Annotated in this window: 18 protein-coding genes; 4 read left to right on the forward strand and 14 right to left on the reverse strand. The window is 30.9% G+C overall.

Annotated features, from left to right (window positions below; translation table 11 throughout):
- The first annotated feature begins 81 nt into the window (after positions 1-81).
- The 3 genes from BN1075_RS09270 (at position 82) to ispF (ending at position 2,432) form a co-directional block, all read left to right on the forward strand.
- On the forward strand, positions 82-648 hold the full coding sequence (locus BN1075_RS09270) for a hypothetical protein (protein ID WP_040192819.1): 567 nt from the start codon (positions 82-84) through the stop codon (positions 646-648).
- A gap of 33 nt (positions 649-681) precedes the next feature.
- Positions 682-1,410 (forward strand): 23S rRNA pseudouridine(2604) synthase RluF, encoded by a 729-nt coding sequence (gene rluF, locus BN1075_RS09275; RefSeq protein ID WP_040192820.1) that lies wholly within the window; start codon positions 682-684, stop codon positions 1,408-1,410.
- Positions 1,411-1,955: 545 nt separating this feature from the next.
- Positions 1,956-2,432: a 2-C-methyl-D-erythritol 2,4-cyclodiphosphate synthase gene (gene ispF, locus BN1075_RS09280; protein WP_040192821.1), complete on the forward strand. Its 477-nt coding sequence runs from the start codon at positions 1,956-1,958 to the stop codon at positions 2,430-2,432.
- 76 nt (positions 2,433-2,508) lie between these two features.
- Here the strand turns inward: ispF and BN1075_RS09285 are convergent, their stop codons facing one another.
- The 11 genes from BN1075_RS09285 to BN1075_RS09335 all read right to left on the reverse strand — a co-directional run bounded on the left by BN1075_RS09285 (position 2,509) and on the right by BN1075_RS09335 (position 11,959).
- Positions 2,509-3,003, reverse strand: a complete 495-nt coding sequence (locus tag BN1075_RS09285) for a YhcN/YlaJ family sporulation lipoprotein (protein ID WP_040192822.1) — start codon at positions 3,001-3,003, stop codon at positions 2,509-2,511.
- 123 nt (positions 3,004-3,126) lie between these two features.
- Positions 3,127-3,348 (reverse strand): hypothetical protein, encoded by a 222-nt coding sequence (locus tag BN1075_RS09290; protein ID WP_040192823.1) that lies wholly within the window; start codon positions 3,346-3,348, stop codon positions 3,127-3,129.
- Positions 3,349-3,580: 232 nt separating this feature from the next.
- The gene (pyrE, locus tag BN1075_RS09295) at positions 3,581-4,153 is read right to left on the reverse strand and encodes an orotate phosphoribosyltransferase (protein ID WP_040192824.1); all 573 of its coding nucleotides are present in this window, start codon (positions 4,151-4,153) and stop codon (positions 3,581-3,583) included.
- Between the two features lie 48 nt (positions 4,154-4,201).
- Positions 4,202-5,098, reverse strand: a complete 897-nt coding sequence (locus tag BN1075_RS09300) for a dihydroorotate dehydrogenase (RefSeq protein ID WP_040192825.1) — start codon at positions 5,096-5,098, stop codon at positions 4,202-4,204.
- A 10-nt stretch (positions 5,099-5,108) separates the two neighbouring features.
- The gene (locus tag BN1075_RS09305; protein WP_040192826.1) at positions 5,109-5,858 is read right to left on the reverse strand and encodes a dihydroorotate dehydrogenase electron transfer subunit; all 750 of its coding nucleotides are present in this window, start codon (positions 5,856-5,858) and stop codon (positions 5,109-5,111) included.
- Between the two features lie 67 nt (positions 5,859-5,925).
- Positions 5,926-6,801, reverse strand: a complete 876-nt coding sequence (pyrF, locus tag BN1075_RS09310; protein ID WP_040192827.1) for an orotidine-5'-phosphate decarboxylase — start codon at positions 6,799-6,801, stop codon at positions 5,926-5,928.
- Between the two features lie 16 nt (positions 6,802-6,817).
- A complete protein-coding gene (locus BN1075_RS09315; RefSeq protein ID WP_040192828.1) occupies positions 6,818-8,011 on the reverse strand; it encodes a dihydroorotase in 1,194 nt (397 codons plus the stop codon).
- 14 nt (positions 8,012-8,025) lie between these two features.
- Positions 8,026-8,460, reverse strand: a complete 435-nt coding sequence (locus BN1075_RS09320) for an aspartate carbamoyltransferase regulatory subunit (RefSeq protein WP_040192829.1) — start codon at positions 8,458-8,460, stop codon at positions 8,026-8,028.
- Positions 8,461-8,482: 22 nt separating this feature from the next.
- Positions 8,483-9,406, reverse strand: a complete 924-nt coding sequence (gene pyrB, locus BN1075_RS09325; RefSeq protein WP_040192830.1) for an aspartate carbamoyltransferase — start codon at positions 9,404-9,406, stop codon at positions 8,483-8,485.
- A gap of 897 nt (positions 9,407-10,303) precedes the next feature.
- Complete coding sequence (locus BN1075_RS09330; protein ID WP_040192831.1) at positions 10,304-11,188, reverse strand: HD domain-containing protein; 885 nt, start codon at positions 11,186-11,188, stop codon at positions 10,304-10,306.
- 138 nt (positions 11,189-11,326) lie between these two features.
- Positions 11,327-11,959: a DUF1836 domain-containing protein gene (locus BN1075_RS09335; protein ID WP_042387126.1), complete on the reverse strand. Its 633-nt coding sequence runs from the start codon at positions 11,957-11,959 to the stop codon at positions 11,327-11,329.
- Between the two features lie 772 nt (positions 11,960-12,731).
- Here BN1075_RS09335 and BN1075_RS09340 point away from each other — a divergent pair.
- A complete protein-coding gene (locus BN1075_RS09340; protein WP_040192832.1) occupies positions 12,732-12,980 on the forward strand; it encodes an AbrB/MazE/SpoVT family DNA-binding domain-containing protein in 249 nt (82 codons plus the stop codon).
- 192 nt (positions 12,981-13,172) lie between these two features.
- Here BN1075_RS09340 and BN1075_RS20755 read toward each other — a convergent pair whose 3' ends face one another.
- The 3 genes from BN1075_RS20755 to BN1075_RS09355 all read right to left on the reverse strand — a co-directional run bounded on the left by BN1075_RS20755 (position 13,173) and on the right by BN1075_RS09355 (position 16,092).
- A complete protein-coding gene (locus BN1075_RS20755) occupies positions 13,173-14,285 on the reverse strand; it encodes a C40 family peptidase (RefSeq protein WP_052406491.1) in 1,113 nt (370 codons plus the stop codon).
- A 173-nt stretch (positions 14,286-14,458) separates the two neighbouring features.
- Positions 14,459-15,301, reverse strand: coding sequence for a 16S rRNA (cytidine(1402)-2'-O)-methyltransferase (rsmI, locus tag BN1075_RS09350; protein WP_040192833.1), 843 nt, complete (start codon positions 15,299-15,301; stop codon positions 14,459-14,461).
- Between the two features lie 41 nt (positions 15,302-15,342).
- Positions 15,343-16,092, reverse strand: coding sequence for a tRNA1(Val) (adenine(37)-N6)-methyltransferase (locus tag BN1075_RS09355; protein ID WP_040192834.1), 750 nt, complete (start codon positions 16,090-16,092; stop codon positions 15,343-15,345).
- Positions 16,093-16,167 lie beyond the last annotated feature (75 nt).

A 16,167-nucleotide genomic window follows, 5' to 3' on the forward strand; every position in this document is an offset into this window, starting at 1 on the left:
TTATCTTCATTATCCTTCCAAATATTATGATTTTATTGTAAAATAATATTTGATATATAAAAGGTATGGAAGGTAATTAGTATGAAGATAACTGGTAAAGTAATTAACTTTGATGAAGAAAAAGTTTATATTGTAACTGATACTAAAGAGTTTGTAACCTTGGAAAGAAATGAAATGGATCCTATTAAAGGAAGAGTTTATACAGGTATTGAATATATAGATAGAACAAATCAAGTCAAAATTATTTCTATAATAATAGCTATATGTGTACTTTTAACGACAACCTTATACTTCATTTTCTTTTCTGCAACTTCAAGCTTTATTGTTACTATTGATGGTAATACTAAAGTTGGTGTGAATAATAATAAAATTATTAGTGTTACTGATGTTGGTGACATTGCGCTAACTAATGAACAGTTTACTTCAATCAAAGGAAATGAAGTGAATGATGGTCTTATTCTCCTTTTTGATTTAGCTTATAAACAAGAAATATTACCGCCTCAAGACTTTTGGTCAATGGGTAAAATACATATTTATGTTACTAAAGATAAAGGTGAAGAGCCTATAGACTTTACTAAATTCAAGGAATATGCCTATCAATTCAACTATGAAGTAATAGTAAACCGTAACAATAATACCTTTGATTAATAAAAAGTTGAAATTTTAGGTGGTGACAATTATATGGAAACTGAAAATCTAATTAGATTAAATAAATATATAAGCGAAAGCGGAATATGTTCTAGACGAGAAGCCGATAAATTTATTGAAGCCGGTAAAGTATCCATCAATGGAGAAAAGGCTGTTGTTGGCTCTAAAGTAAGTAATACAGATACGGTCATTGTTAATGGCATTGCAATAAAACCTAAAATAAATAAAGTTTATATAGCTTTAAATAAACCAGTAGGCATAACCTGTACAACAGAAACTCATGTTGATGGGAATATTATAAACTTTATGAATTACCCAGAAAGAATATTTCCTATCGGGCGATTAGATAAACCTTCTGAAGGTTTAATCTTCCTGACTAACGACGGTGATATAGTTAATAAAATTCTTAGAGCAGGTAATAACCATGAAAAGGAATATGTTGTTTCTGTAGATAAACCTATCACTAAAGAATTTATTGCTGCTATGGAAGGTGGAGTACCTATTTTAGATACAATTACTAAACCATGTAAAGTAAAAAAAATAGGAAAATGCACCTTTAATATTGTACTAACCCAAGGCTTAAACCGCCAAATCAGAAGAATGTGTGAATACTTAGGTTACAGCGTAAGCAGCTTAAAAAGGGTTCGTATTATGAATATATCTTTAAGCTCTCTTCCAATAGGAAAATGGCGTTATCTTTCTGAAAAGGAAGTTCAAGAACTTCTTGCTCTTACTGAGAGCTCAAAAAAAACTCATGAATAAAAAAAGCTAGATTTAAAGCTTTTCGTAGCTTTAAATCTAGCTTTTATTTTGCAAATTTCTACATAAAAATATACTAACAGCCACTGTTAGTAATTATATAGTTATACACATTCTAAAAAAATTTTAATACTTAAGCAAGAATATATGTGTGCATTTTTATTAAGTTATTAACATTATCCACATATAGCTTGTGTATAACATGGTGAATTTAATGTTGATATCAGTAAAATTTATAAAAAAGTTAATATTTTAAAGAATATTGTGATTTTTCACCAATTTCAACTTTAAAATCTTCATTAAACTTACCCACATTATCCACAGGAATGTGTATAACATGTTTATAACTTTTTATACGCCCACTTTTTACCTTAAAAATTATATGCTTATAATTCCACACAATCCTACAGATTATACCCTATTTCTACAAAGTTATTGCTTAGTAAATTTCTAAATCAACTACATATACTACTAATACTGTGTTAAACTTATTTTACATTAATAAAATAAAAATAATATTCAAGTTCTTATTTAGGAGGTTTTTATATATGAGAATTGGTATGGGATATGATGTACATAAACTCGTTCCTAACAGAGATTTAATACTTGGAGGGGTTAAAATTCCTCATGAAACTGGACTTCTTGGCCATTCAGATGCCGATGTTCTATTACACGCTATAATGGATAGCTTACTAGGTGCTGCAGCCTTAGGTGATATAGGAAAACACTTTCCGGATACTAGTGACAATTTCAAAGGGATTTCCAGCCTTGAATTGTTAAAGGAAGTTAAAACCCTCTTAAGTAACTCAGGATATTCTATTGGTAATATAGATGCAACTATAATAGCTCAAAGACCTAAAATGGCTCCTCATATTCAGCTTATGAGAGAAAATATAAGTAAAATACTAGATATAGATGTTGATCAAGTGAATATTAAAGCTACTACTGAAGAAGGCCTAGGTTTCACTGGTACTGAAGAAGGTATTTCATCTCAATCTATATGCTTACTTCACAAAGTCAAATAACATTGATTTTATAAATCTTTAATAATATAAAAAATAGGTGGAGTATATCTTGTTCTAAGATTACTCCACCTATTTTTTATAATTCCTTTATTATTTCCTTCAAATCATTCAACAATTCTTCTACTGGATCATTTTCTTTATAAGATCTTAATAACTTATCAATAGATTTATAAACATACTCATCATCACTTATTGCTATAGTCTTAGCCTCTGGATATATTTCATATACCTCTTTTGATATAACATCACGTAATTCTGTTGAAAGCTCTATACCAGCTTCAAGCTTTACTGCCACCAATACTGCCTCATGATTAATAAACACCATTGATGTAGTGATTCCTGATATATCATTTAATCTAAGCATTAAGCCTTCACTCATCCTAATAGCATCCTTAATAACTTCATCCTTATCTTTATCAATATTTGCATTCCCCATATCTTCAATAGTTGGCCCCGCGCCAACACTGTCACTTTTGTCTCCTTGCTCATTGCATCCTGTAATCATAAATAAGTTTATAGTTAATATCAGCAATAAACACTTTACTAAAAAACAGTTTTTATTTTTCTTCATCCTATAAGCCTCCACATATCATTTATAATAATCCTTCATAATATTTAAATAGCTATTACTAGTGTGGCTTATAAATTAAAGTATATGCTTATACGATTTACATCTGAATATATTTAACACTAACTACAAATCATGGCTGTTTTTCAAAACATCTCTGGTAATTATATATTTACCATCCTCTTCAGTCAAATCAAACTCGCTTATACTTGTTATCCTCTCTTCTCTTTCAATATGAAGTACATATCCCTTTCGGCCTTTGCTACTAAAGAAAATCTCACTTGCCTTTATTACCCTAATTCGATTTCCATTCTTATCATATATTACATCAGGAATTTTATTAATCATCTTGCCTCTCCTTACAAAAGTTGTTAATTACTGATATATATTATTATGACTTTCTTCAAATTATGACTTCAAATTGTAAGAAATCAATTAAATCTTTCACTGCATTGTTAAGACATTTGGTAATTAATAATTCCCATAGATTATTTCCCTAAAATGAAACAGCCTAGGACTCTCTCATGAAAGAATTCTAGGCTGTTATCTTATTTACATTATAAACTTAATAAATAGTATCTTATTTTATATTTCTGCTTCCTGGCTTAACATATGGAATATTCTCTTTACATAATGGACATTCTTCCTTATCAAAGCTTTCTATTTCTAATTTAACTGCACTATAGATTGGAAGTGCTACTTCACAATCAGCAGCTCTTCTGTCAACTATACAGCAAATACCTATAACTTCAGCTCCATAGCTTTCTAATATTTTAGCAACTTCCATTGAAGATTTTCCTGTTGTTACAACGTCTTCTGTTATTAATATTCTTTGACCTGGCTTAACTTCAAATCCTCTTGTTAAAGTCATTTCCCCGTCTTTTCTCTCAGTGAATATTCCTGGTTTTCCAAGTTGTCTCGCTAATTCATATGCAACAATAATTCCACCCATAGCTGGTCCAACCAACATATCTACATTTAAATCTTTAACCTTTTCTGCAACTACCGCTAAAACCTCCGCAGCTTTATCTGGGTGTTGAAGTAACTTTGCACATTGGCAGTATCTGTTACTGTGTTTTCCTGATGATAATAAGAAATGTCCCTCTAATAGTGCATCACACTCTTTTAATATATTTATAATTTTGTTTTCCATAATTTATTCCTCCCAATAAAATCATTTGTTTATTCAATTTATATTTTACTATATAATTCCTATAATTTCATTTATATCCTTAACACCTTCTTTAATTAAGAAGTTTTCTATGCCCTCAAGTATTTCTATTGGTGCAAATGGATTTATGAAATTTGCAGTTCCTACTTGAATTCCAGTAGCTCCTGCCATTATGAATTCTATAGCATCTTCCCAATTTGTAATTCCACCAAGTCCCACTACAGGCACTTTACAAGCTTTTGCAACCTGATGTACCATTCTTAAGGCTATTGGCTTTATAGCTGGCCCTGAGAACCCTGCATAGACATTGTCAAATACAGCCTTCCTCTTCTTATAATCTATAGACATTCCTTGGAATGTGTTTACAAGAGATAGAGCATCAGCACCTGCTTCTTCACATGCTACTGCCATATCAACAATGTTCTCAGCGTTAGGAGATAATTTAACCATAAGTGGTTTCTTACATATCTTCTTTACTTCCTTAACAGCATCATGAGCTACATCCGCTTTTATTCCAAGTGCCATTCCACCATGCTTAACATTAGGACATGATATATTTAATTCTACCATATCTATATCCTTATCATTAAGTTTCTCTATTATTGCTATATACTCTTCTACAGTTCCACCACCAACATTTGCAATGATGTTAGTATTGTAGTTTCTCATCTTTGGAATTTCTCTTTCTATGAAAGTATCAACTCCTGGATTTTGAAGGCCCACACTGTTTAACATTCCACCTGTAGTTTCCTTTATTCTGATTCCATAGTTACCTTGTCTTTCATTTAAAGTCAGACCCTTGCTGCATATTCCACCAAGCTTTGATAAATCATAAAACTCAGCATATTCTTCCCCGAATCCAAAGGTCCCTGAAGCAGTCATTATCGGATTTTTAAATTCTACATCACAAATATTTACTTTAAGCATAATCTCTCCTTTAAATCTCTATTTCAGCCCCATCGAATACAGGACCATCCTTACAAGTTCTCTTATTTCCTTTAACAGTTTTACAAGTACACACTAAACATGCACCTATTCCACAAGCCATTTTCTTTTCTTCAGATATATATATTTTAGTACCTGCTTCTCTGCATAATTTAATTACGTTATACATCATAACTTCTGGTCCACAACATAAAACTAAATCAAAATCCTTTGGATCAAATAGCGCTGTAACAAATCCCTTGGTACCAACACTTCCATCCTCTGTAGATACCTTTACTGAAGTCTCTAAAGCTGCAATTTCTTCTATTCCATAGACCTCATCTCTAAATCCTGAGAATACCTCTACTTCAGCTTCAGTATGTTTTTTTATTCCTTCTACCAGATATCTCATCGGTGCAACACCAATTCCACCTGAAACAACCGCTACTCTTCCTTTAATTTCATCTAAATTAAAGCCGTTTCCTAATGGTCCAACAACCTTCACGTCGTCCCCTGCTTCTAATTTGCTTAAAAGCTTAGTTCCATCTCCAACTAATTGATATAAAAACTCTATGGAATTTTCACTTATATTATGAATACTAATAGGTCTCCATAATAGTGGTTCCTTGTCCCAACTTCTTAGCATATAAAACTGTCCTGGCTTTGCTTCAAACTTTCCTTCAACAGTAAGTTTAAATATTCCCTCGGAAATTTTCTTATTCTCTATTACTTTACACACATTATATTCATAACTTTTTCCCATATCGTAATCTCCTAATAACCTATTTTAATTCAATGCCATACAAATACTGTATGGCATTTTAATTTATCTATTTCTTTAAGTTAGCTATTGCTCCTAAGATTTCATCTCTCATTCTTATAACTTCTTCTCTTGCATATTTAGCAAAGTTTGTTTCTCCATCTTCTTTACCTTTATATGCAAGCATGATGCCTCTAGATGAGTTTACAACTCCGCCATTTCCTTCTTTAAGGTAAAGTGCCACGTCTTCAGCTTTTCCACCTTGTGCACCATATCCTGGTATTAAGAAGAAAGTGCTGTCTAAATCTTTTCTGATTTCTATTCCTTCATCAACATGAGTACATCCTATAACTCCACCAACTGAGCTATATCCGCACTCTCCCATGTACTCTTTTCCAAGGTTGTTTATTAACTCTCCAACAACATTGTAAACTCTTCTATCTCCAGCAGTTTCAACATATTGAATATCTTTGCTTCCTTTGTTTGAAGTTCTTATTAAAACAAAAACTCCTTTTTCATTACTTTTTAGGTATGGAAGATATGGCTCTATACTGTCTAATCCCATGTATGGGCTTAGAGTTATAAAATCAGCCTCAAATTCTCCTGCAAAGTGAGCTTTAGCATACATCTCTGCAGTTCTAGAAATATCTCCTCTTTTTATATCTCCTATAGAAAGAGCTCCTTTTTCCTTTAAATACTGCATTGTTCTTGCGTAAGCTCTTAATCCATCTATTCCATAAGTCTCATAATATGCTATTTGTGGTTTAAAACATGCAGCTACATCCACTGTTGCATCTATTATAGCTTTGTTAAACTCAAATATCGCATCTCCTATGTTTTCATATTTTGCTTTAAAGCTCTCTGGAATATATGCTATGTCTGTGTCTAACCCAACACAAACATGTCCTTTTTCTGCTACTGTTTTAAATAATCTATCTATAATCATCTTCATATCTCCTCATCTATTTGTTTGAATAAACAATCTTTCCGCCTTTAATTGTTTTTACTACTTCTCCATAAACCTTTTTACCTTGGAATGGAGTATTTTTTCCCTTTGATACAAAATCAAATCTATTTATCTCATACTCTTTATCTAAATCTAGAAGTACTAAGTCCCCATCATATCCGATGTCTATCATCCCTTTATTTACACCTAAAATTTCACTTGGTCTTTTACTCATTATCTCACTTAACTGATTTAAGCTTATATGACCTTCTTTTACTAGCTTTGAATAGCATACACTAAAGGAAGTTTCTATTCCTGAGATCCCTGGGGCTCCCTTTTCCTTGTCATCTTCACTATGTGGTGCATGGTCTGTAGCAATTGCATCTACATCTCCTGCCTTAATAGCTTCTATTAAGTAATCTACATCCTCTTTGCTTCTTATCGGAGGATTTACTCTATAGTTGCATTCATCATCTGTTAAGGCTAAATGATGAGGTGCCACTTCGCAAGTAACTTTATGACCTTTAGCTCTTGCCTTTATGATATATTCCATAGACTCTTTTGTGCTGACATGTGAGAAATGAACCTTACAACCTGCATATTTAGCAAGTGTTATATTTCTCCAAGTCATTGTGTTCTCTGCAAGCCTCATATCAATGCTTGATAAGTTATGATTTTCACAGTGACACATTACCGTAATATCCTTTTCCTTTGCCTTAACCATGGCATTGAGCATAACTTCGCTATGCATAACATCCTTACCATCTTCTGATATTACCTTAATATCACCTTTTTCGAATTTATCAAGATGGCTTATATCATCCCCACTGAATTCATTTGTTATTGATACCACCTGATTTATATCAACAAGCCCTATTTCTTTACCTTTATCCTCTACATACTTTACAGTTTCCATGGTGCTGCATACAGGATTTGTATTCGCCATTAGATTTACCATTGTATATCCGCCTCTTACAGCTGCCATTGAACCAGTCTCAATATCTTCTTTATATGTTAATCCTGGTTCTCTAAAATGAACATGTAAATCTACAAAACTAGGCATCACAACTAATCCATTTGCATCTATTGTAGTACAATCCTTTATTAATTCTCTCCCAAGTTCACATATAACTCCGTCCTTTATATATATGTCACCCTTAAATGTCCCACTCCAGTCAACGACTGTTCCATTTTTAATACATAAATCCATAATGCAATTTCCTCCTAGTATAATGAATTAATCCTTTGTAAATCATCACAATAGTGACAGCTATATTCCTTAGTTTCCGCATCTACTAAGTAATGAATATGCTTTATGTTTGGCTCTATAGATGTTACACATCTAGGATTTTTGCACTTTATAACATTTTCAACCTTTTCTGGAAGCTTTAGTTTTATCTTTTCTTTTATTTTTTCATTTTCAATTATATCTATTGTTATATCTGGATCTATAACTCCAAGAATTTTTAAATCTAAATCTATTTTGTTTTCAATTTTTATGATATCTTTTTTGCCACATTTTTCACTTGAAGCATTCATTATAAGTGCTACTGAGAAGTCTGCCTCATGTAGGTTTAAAAAGTTAAATATTTTTATTCCCTCGCCAGCTTTGATATGATCTATAACAATACCATCTTTTATACTATTTATAGTTAACATAGCTCATTCCTCCATTACACTCTTAATAAATTCCTAATAGCTTTAGAATCAATGCCATTCTAACAAACATTCCGTACTTAGCCTGCTTGAAATAAATAGCCCTTTGGTCATTATCTACTTCATAAGAAATTTCATTTACCCTTGGTAGTGGATGAAGAACTATCATCTCCTTCTTTGCCAGTTTCATTTTTTCATTATCTAATATATAAGTATCTTTTAATTTTATATAATCTTCTTCATTGAAAAATCTCTCTCTTTGCACACGAGTCATATATAATATATCTAACTCATCCATAGCCTCTTCCATGGTTCTTACTTGTTTAAACTCAATGTTTCTCTTTTCCAAAACTTCTCTTCTTATATACTCAGGTATTTCAAGCTCCTCTGGTGATATTAAAATAAATTTATTATTTTCATATCTGCTTAAAGTCTTTATTAGAGAGTGAACCGTTCTACCAAACTTTAAATCTCCACAGCATCCTATTGTTAGATTATCTAATCTTCCCATAGTTGCTCTGATTGTAAGTAAATCTGTTAGAGTTTGAGTTGGGTGCTGATGTCCGCCATCCCCTGCATTTATCACTGGTATATCACTATATTGTGCTGCAACTCTTGGAGCCCCTTCTTTCGGATGTCTCATTACAGCCACATCTGCATAACATGCAATTGTTCTTATCGTATCTGCTATGCTTTCACCCTTTGCTACTGAACTTGCATTAGGCTCTGAAAATCCTATTACTTTTCCACCTAATCTGCACATTGCTGCTTCAAAGCTTAATCTCGTTCTTGTACTTGGTTCATAGAATAAAGCTGCTAATACATTTCCGTCACATGCATGTGTGAATTTGTTAGGCTCTGCAATAATCTCATCCGCTAAGTTAAGAATTTCATCTAACTCTTCTAGTGAAAGATCCATTGGGTCAATTACATTTTTTCCTTTTAACATTTAAAACACTCCTTTTTAACCTCTCTGGGATAATTTAAAGGTAATTACTTTAATAAAAAAAGCTTTCCTAATTAAAGGAAAGCTTTGAAATCAATTCATATCTTAACAATTTCAAATTGCATCATAAACAACCTTATATTTCTACACATCCTACTCATAGTTCTGTGCATAATAATATTATAATACAATCTATTCATTCTTCCCTTGCCAGTATCTCTGTACTGTATTTAAAAGGATTTATATTAAATTTTAGTGGACTTCCAAATCTTTGATTTGAATAACACAAACTTATTAATCACAGTTTACTCTAAAAAAATAAGTATGTCAACATATTTAAATATGTATTTCTACGTATTTATATTATATTAAAACTATTCTATTACAAAAATATTTTTATTGAATTGTAAATTAAAAGAAAGTAAAATGTAATTATTATTACTAGACATGTTTTCTCCAATGTAACATGTGTTTTGAATTAAATTAACTTCAATTTATGTTAATTTATAATATTATATCAAATTAAGGAGGAATATTACATGAAAATACATTTAGAAGATGCAGCAAAAACTGCTTTAACTAATGCTCTTAAAGAACAAAACAAATCAGCTGTAAGATTAACTATTGCAGGTTTTGGCTGAGGAGGCCCAAAGTTAGGTGTTGTTCTGGATGAACAAAAGGAAGATGATACATTAGTAAATGTAGATGGAATAGATTTTGTAGCAAACCAAGATGAAGAATTTGTTTTTGAAGAATGTACAGTATCTTACCAAAAAACATTCTTTGGAGAAACCTTTAAAGTAGTTTCAAAGGCTTTTGGTGAAAGCAGCTGTAGTTAATTTATTCAGCTACATTCATTAAACAAAAATGGCTGTCTAAATAATAGACAGCCTTTATTGTTTATATAAATATTTTTGTTTTCAACTCCTCATTAAATGCTGACCAGCTATTTTCTGGCGTTTCAGATTTCAACTTGGAGATTTTACTCATAGTAGCATCAATGTAGTCAGCAAAATGTACCATATATGCTTCTTCTGTATTGGGACTCTTTGGAGATCCATACTCTGGCATTCCATGATGCTGTACTATACATCCTTTAACTCTATTTTTAAAATCCTCACTATAACTAAAGCTATCATTTTTGAAAGCCTCTTCAATCATCTCAATTCCTATAACAATATGACCTTCCATCTCTCCCCTAAAAGTACTTTTGAAAGCTCCCACATGGCTATACTCATATATTTTACCTATATCATGAAGCTTTGCAGATAACACCGCTATATCTCTATATTTACAATGGTACCTTTCAGCTAAGCTATTTGTCCAATAAACTACATTTAAAGTATGCTCAGCTAATCCTCCAATATATATATGATGTCCAAAACCGCCTATACCTGTTGAGAATAACTTAATAAAACCCTTATTAGAAAAAAAATAATTATCTAATCTAATAGCTTCCTGGTCAGTAAATGTATTAGTTGTTAATTCTTCAAGTTCCTTCATTATTGTATCTATATGTTTAGGTGAATATGGCATGAAATCCTTTAAGGTATAATTCCCTTCATATTTATATGCATTTTTTATATCATTATTTTTGCAAACAGCTGTTACTATCTCTCCTGCATCAAAATTTGTCTTTGAATTATACTTAATATCTCCTGTTATATCTCCTAAAATATATTCTATAGTGTTAACTCCAACATTTTTTTCTCTAACAATCAGTTCAATATTTATTTCCTGGGAATCCATTGTATTTATAATATCTTTTAAATAAATAGACTTCATAAAATCATCTCCTCTATAAACACTTAATATTATGTTTTTACCTGAGATGATTTTTTTATTCATATTAGTGACACGCCAAATCTTTGATTTGGCTAAGTGGAACATACTCCTTTGAATGTATATGAAAAGGAGCTTCCTTTAATTATACTTATCTCCATATTCTTTAACTAAAGTAGTTACTAATTTCTTTATATTACTAGCTTGAGCAACTAAACTCATAACCACTAAAAAAATCATTATTCTTTCTTTTTCTTCTGCATTAAATTCATACTTTTCAAGGTATTTATTAAATATATTTTTTCTAGCCTCTTCATCAGCTATAAATTTCAAATCCATAGCAAGACTTTTTTCCTGAAGTTCTCCGAACATCTTATAAGTATCTTCCCATGATAAAATATCATCTTCTCTACTATTAATATCATTGAAAGCTAATCTAAATACACTTCTTATTTCATCTGTTGTCAAAATTGGTCTCATATTTGCAATAAGAACTAACTGAACCAAATGTAGCTTTGTATAACCTCGTTTTCTTCCATCCTCTGGTTTTGATACTACATCACTTTTAATGTAATTCTGAAGAATGCTATTTGTAAAATTATCTTGATCGAATCTATCATTTAAATAATCTTTTACTTGTGATAAAAATAAATCATACTGTGGTAAATCATCATAAGAGATAGAACTTTTATCTGTAGTTTCATTTGTTATTTCAGAAATTCTCAATAGTATATCATCAAAAATATCTTTATTATTACCTTCATTATATTTCATCGTTACACCTCACTTAAGCTTAAAATCTATAATAAAAGTTTATGAAATTCTTTAAATTATATATACATTCTTTAAGATTATTATAAATTATAACCTATATTTTTACAAACATCTTAGCCCCTTTTCTAGAATATTAATTAATTATATATAATTTACTACTAATTTCATATTATATAACCTAATTAAATCTAATTTTAAATTGAATGATTTTAAACATATACCTTCATATATTAATTCTAAACAATCTTTATCAACATTAAACACAATTTTACTTAAAAATACTTGTAATATATCAACAATCAATGTTAATTATAATCTTAAAATAACTGTTGATATATCTAAAGTTAATTGATATCCACAAAAATTATTAACATTATCCACAGATGGGCTGTGTATAAATCCAGATATTACTGTATATAACTATGAATATTCCTATTGTTTTCCCTTCAAATTTCTTAAAACTACAAATTACTCCATCATCTGATAACTTATACGAGCTTCATTTAATATATTATTCCATTTTTGTCGATAATCCTGTAATACTTTCTACATAATTTATAAATATATACATTGTATGCATAATAGACTATAATTCAGCTTTAACCGACATCACATTTATTACAATTCTTGTAATATAAACAAGAAAATTTATCAAAATTTATTGACTTTTAAATATCTTTGTACTATTATTAATAATATGGTATTAAATTCAATAATATGGAATATAAAACATATTTTTATTGATTGGATTGAAAATATAGGAGGAATTTTTATGAAATCAACAGGTGTTGTAAGAAAAGTGGACGAACTAGGTAGAATTGTTATTCCAGTGGAATTAAGAAGAACATTAAACATAGATGTTAAGGATGCTCTTGAAATATATGTTGATGGTGATCAAGTAATTCTAAAAAAGTATGAGCCAGCTTGCATATTCTGCGGTGATGCTCGTGATGTAGTTAACTACAAAAGCAAAAATATATGTACAAACTGTCTTTCAGACTTAAAGAAACAAGGAAAATAGATAAAAAAACGTTACGAAACCCGTAACGTTTTTTTATTTCATCCGTATATATTTATAAGAAACTACCTTTCAGTTCATTGAAAGCATTAAGTTCATATAACTAAAAGGTGAACTTAATGTACGTTAAAGAAGCATCTCTTTACTTTAAGACATAAAAAGCCCAACAACACTGTTGCTGGTCTCAAATAACTCTTAGTTATATCTTCTACCTTGTAGATAGTCATGACGATATGCCATTGTTGATATTTTTACAACTTCATTATCTTGTGGTGCGTGTAAATAACTGTTGTTTCCAACGTATATACCAACGTGATATGCATATCCACCTGAACCGAAGAATACTAAATCTCCAGGTTGTAATTGATCTCTAGGAACATAAGTACCTTGATGCATCTGTGCATCAGCAGTTCTATTTATGCTTATTCCACAAGCTCTATAAACATAGCTTGTCAATCCTGAGCAGTCAAATCCACTTGGACTACTTCCGCCCCAAACATATGGAACACCTAAAAATTGCATAGCATAATCTACTATAGCATTACCTGTTGCGCTTGGTGGTACAAAACTATCACCTCTATTAGGTCTGTCATTTCCTCCACCAGTGTATGAACTAATTAATGCTAAAGTCTGATTTAATTGTTGCTCTGACTCCTTCATAGCTGCTTCAAATAAATCTTTATTTTTTTCTGCTTCAGAAAGAGCTACTTCTTTTTCTGATTTTTGAGCTTCTAGCTCGTCTAATTTTGCATTATTTTCAGCTTGTAATACATCTAATTTAGCCTTTTCTTCTTCTATAACAGCTTTTTCAGCTACAATTACTTCTTTCTTTTCAACTAAGTTATTAATAACCATAGTATCATGATTAATAATTGTTTTTATATTAGTTAATCTAGATAAAAAATCTGAAAAACTATCTGCTTCTAAAAGAACCTCTACATAGCTATCCAATCCATTGATATACATAGCTCTCATTCTTTTACCAAATAAATCACTTTCTTCTTCTATATCTTCTTCTGTAGCTTGTACCTTCTTGTTGCTCTCATCAATCTTACCTTGAACACCCGAAATCTCTTTCTCTAAACCCTCTATCTCACTAGTTATATCTTCCATTCTAGAGTTGACTTCTTGTATTTTAGCTTGAATCTCATCAACTTGCTCTTGGGCACTTTTGTAATTCTTTTTATTTTCTGCTAATTCCTGCTCGTATGCTGCCTTATCACTATATGGGTCAGCAAGCACACCAGTACTAATCGATGCAAAACTTAAAGCTAAAGCAAGTACTAGTGATATGCTCTTCTTTTTCAAAAAAAATCCCCCCCTCTAATTCTTACTTTTCTCTTACAATTATAACACTATATTTATACCTACTACAAGTATTTTACTTCAAAAAATAAGACAAGCCATATATATTCATATGGCTATATATTAAATATATTCTTAAAAATAAACTTAATTACTAAAAATATTATAAATCAACCCTACAAATCTAAAGAATACTTGTAAATCTCGGACTTATGTAAGCCTCTTTCCTTTGCAACTAATTTAACAGCTTCTTTTTTATTCTTCCCTTCACTAATAAACTTCATTATGTGTTCTTCCACTGTAAGTTCTTCCCACTGAAGTTTTTTCTCCTCTATAATCTCTTCTTTGCTTTTTCCTGAAATAACAATTACATATTCACCTCTAGGTGCATTCTCCTCATAATACTTTATGCACTCATCCACGGTACCCCTAAGAATAGTTTCATGTAACTTAGTAAGCTCCTTACATACAGCTATCCTTCTATTTCCAAGAACTTCTCTTATAAAGCTTAATGTTGATTGAATCCTATGTGGTGCTTCATATAAAATGATTGTTTCTTGTCTATCGACTAAGCTGTTCATAGTTTCTTTTCTATCCTTATTTTCTCTGGATAAGAATCCTACAAAGATAAATTTATCTGTGTCTAATCCTGAGTATACTAAAGCTGTTGTTATTGCTGTAGCTCCTGGATAAACCTCAAACTCAATATTTTCCTCTATACATCTTTTAGCTATTACTGCACCTGGATCTGATATTCCCGGTGTTCCTGCATCACTAATAATTGCTATATTCTGACCCTCTAATAACCTTTTGATTATATCCTCACTTTTACCATTTTCATTATGCTTATGATAGCTAACTAATGTCTTTTTTATTCCAAAGTGATTTAATAGCTTCAAGCTTTGTCTAGTATCCTCACATGCAATTAAATCTACACTTTTCAATGTCTCTAATGCCCTTAATGTTATATCCTTTAAATTCCCTATTGGAGTAGGTATTAAATATAATTTTCCACTCATCCTCTATTCCTCCTAATACTCTTCAGACTAGTTATAACTTTCTATACCCCCAGTGACTGTGAATTATACATCTCTTGGATTTCTTTAGAATATGAATTATCCTCTAGGTGTACATATAATGGATCTTCTATTTTCAGAAATTCTCCGCCATCTCTCTGACCCTCAACTAAGACAATGTTTGGTGCTTTGCCTGGCTTAGGGTGTACAAATCTTAATCTTTTAGGTTCTATTTTATATTTTCTCATTAATGATAAAATATCAACTAATCGTTCAGGTCTATGGACCATAAAAAACCTGCCATTATCCTTTAATAAGTCCCTCGCTGCAGAAATAACATCTTCTAGCTTACAACATACCTCATGTCTTGCTATTGTGCTTCTATCCGTCTCATTCAGTATTCCAGCATTATGAAGCTTATACGGTGGATTAACAGTTACCACATCAACTCTTCCCAACTCTTTTAGCAGCTTTTTATCCTTTAAATCTCCTTCAATAAATTTAACTTCATCCTCAAATTTATTGTACTCTGAAGACCTATTTGCCATTTCTGCAAATTCCTTTTGTATTTCTATACCTCTAACTAGCCCGCATTGGCTTTTTCCTTTTATAATAAATGGAATAATTCCTGTTCCACTACATAAATCAATGACTGTTCCATTCTTCTTAACCTTTGCAAAATTAGCGAGTAAAACTGCATCTACTCCAAATCTAAAGCCTTTCTTTTTTTGTATTATATGTATTCCCTTCAATTGTAAATCATCTAAAGTTTCATCATCTCTAACAAGATTCATTTTTTTATTCCTTTCTTACATCCTTACTTTATTATCAACTTATTTAAATTATAAACCAATATAATGAAGCCTCTT

Origin of the sequence: Clostridium culturomicium, assembly GCF_000821305.1 — a bacterium.
GTDB lineage: Bacteria > Bacillota > Clostridia > Clostridiales > Clostridiaceae > Clostridium_J > Clostridium_J culturomicium.

Excerpts from the sequence above, each read along its gene's own strand:
- BN1075_RS09270 (WP_040192819.1), top strand. The coding sequence starts at position 82 with ATGAAGATAACTGGTAAAGTAATTAACTTTGATGAAGAAAAAGTTTAT.
- rluF (WP_040192820.1), top strand. The coding sequence starts at position 682 with ATGGAAACTGAAAATCTAATTAGATTAAATAAATATATAAGCGAAAGC.
- ispF (WP_040192821.1), top strand. The coding sequence starts at position 1,956 with ATGAGAATTGGTATGGGATATGATGTACATAAACTCGTTCCTAACAGA.
- BN1075_RS09285 (WP_040192822.1), bottom strand. The coding sequence starts at position 3,003 with ATGAAGAAAAATAAAAACTGTTTTTTAGTAAAGTGTTTATTGCTGATA.
- BN1075_RS09290 (WP_040192823.1), bottom strand. The coding sequence starts at position 3,348 with ATGATTAATAAAATTCCTGATGTAATATATGATAAGAATGGAAATCGA.
- pyrE (WP_040192824.1), bottom strand. The coding sequence starts at position 4,153 with ATGGAAAACAAAATTATAAATATATTAAAAGAGTGTGATGCACTATTA.
- BN1075_RS09300 (WP_040192825.1), bottom strand. The coding sequence starts at position 5,098 with ATGCTTAAAGTAAATATTTGTGATGTAGAATTTAAAAATCCGATAATG.
- BN1075_RS09305 (WP_040192826.1), bottom strand. The coding sequence starts at position 5,858 with ATGGGAAAAAGTTATGAATATAATGTGTGTAAAGTAATAGAGAATAAG.
- pyrF (WP_040192827.1), bottom strand. The coding sequence starts at position 6,801 with ATGATTATAGATAGATTATTTAAAACAGTAGCAGAAAAAGGACATGTT.
- BN1075_RS09315 (WP_040192828.1), bottom strand. The coding sequence starts at position 8,011 with ATGGATTTATGTATTAAAAATGGAACAGTCGTTGACTGGAGTGGGACA.
- BN1075_RS09320 (WP_040192829.1), bottom strand. The coding sequence starts at position 8,460 with ATGTTAACTATAAATAGTATAAAAGATGGTATTGTTATAGATCATATC.
- pyrB (WP_040192830.1), bottom strand. The coding sequence starts at position 9,406 with ATGTTAAAAGGAAAAAATGTAATTGACCCAATGGATCTTTCACTAGAA.
- BN1075_RS09330 (WP_040192831.1), bottom strand. The coding sequence starts at position 11,188 with ATGAAGTCTATTTATTTAAAAGATATTATAAATACAATGGATTCCCAG.
- BN1075_RS09335 (WP_042387126.1), bottom strand. The coding sequence starts at position 11,959 with ATGAAATATAATGAAGGTAATAATAAAGATATTTTTGATGATATACTA.
- BN1075_RS09340 (WP_040192832.1), top strand. The coding sequence starts at position 12,732 with ATGAAATCAACAGGTGTTGTAAGAAAAGTGGACGAACTAGGTAGAATT.
- rsmI (WP_040192833.1), bottom strand. The coding sequence starts at position 15,301 with ATGAGTGGAAAATTATATTTAATACCTACTCCAATAGGGAATTTAAAG.
- BN1075_RS09355 (WP_040192834.1), bottom strand. The coding sequence starts at position 16,092 with ATGAATCTTGTTAGAGATGATGAAACTTTAGATGATTTACAATTGAAG.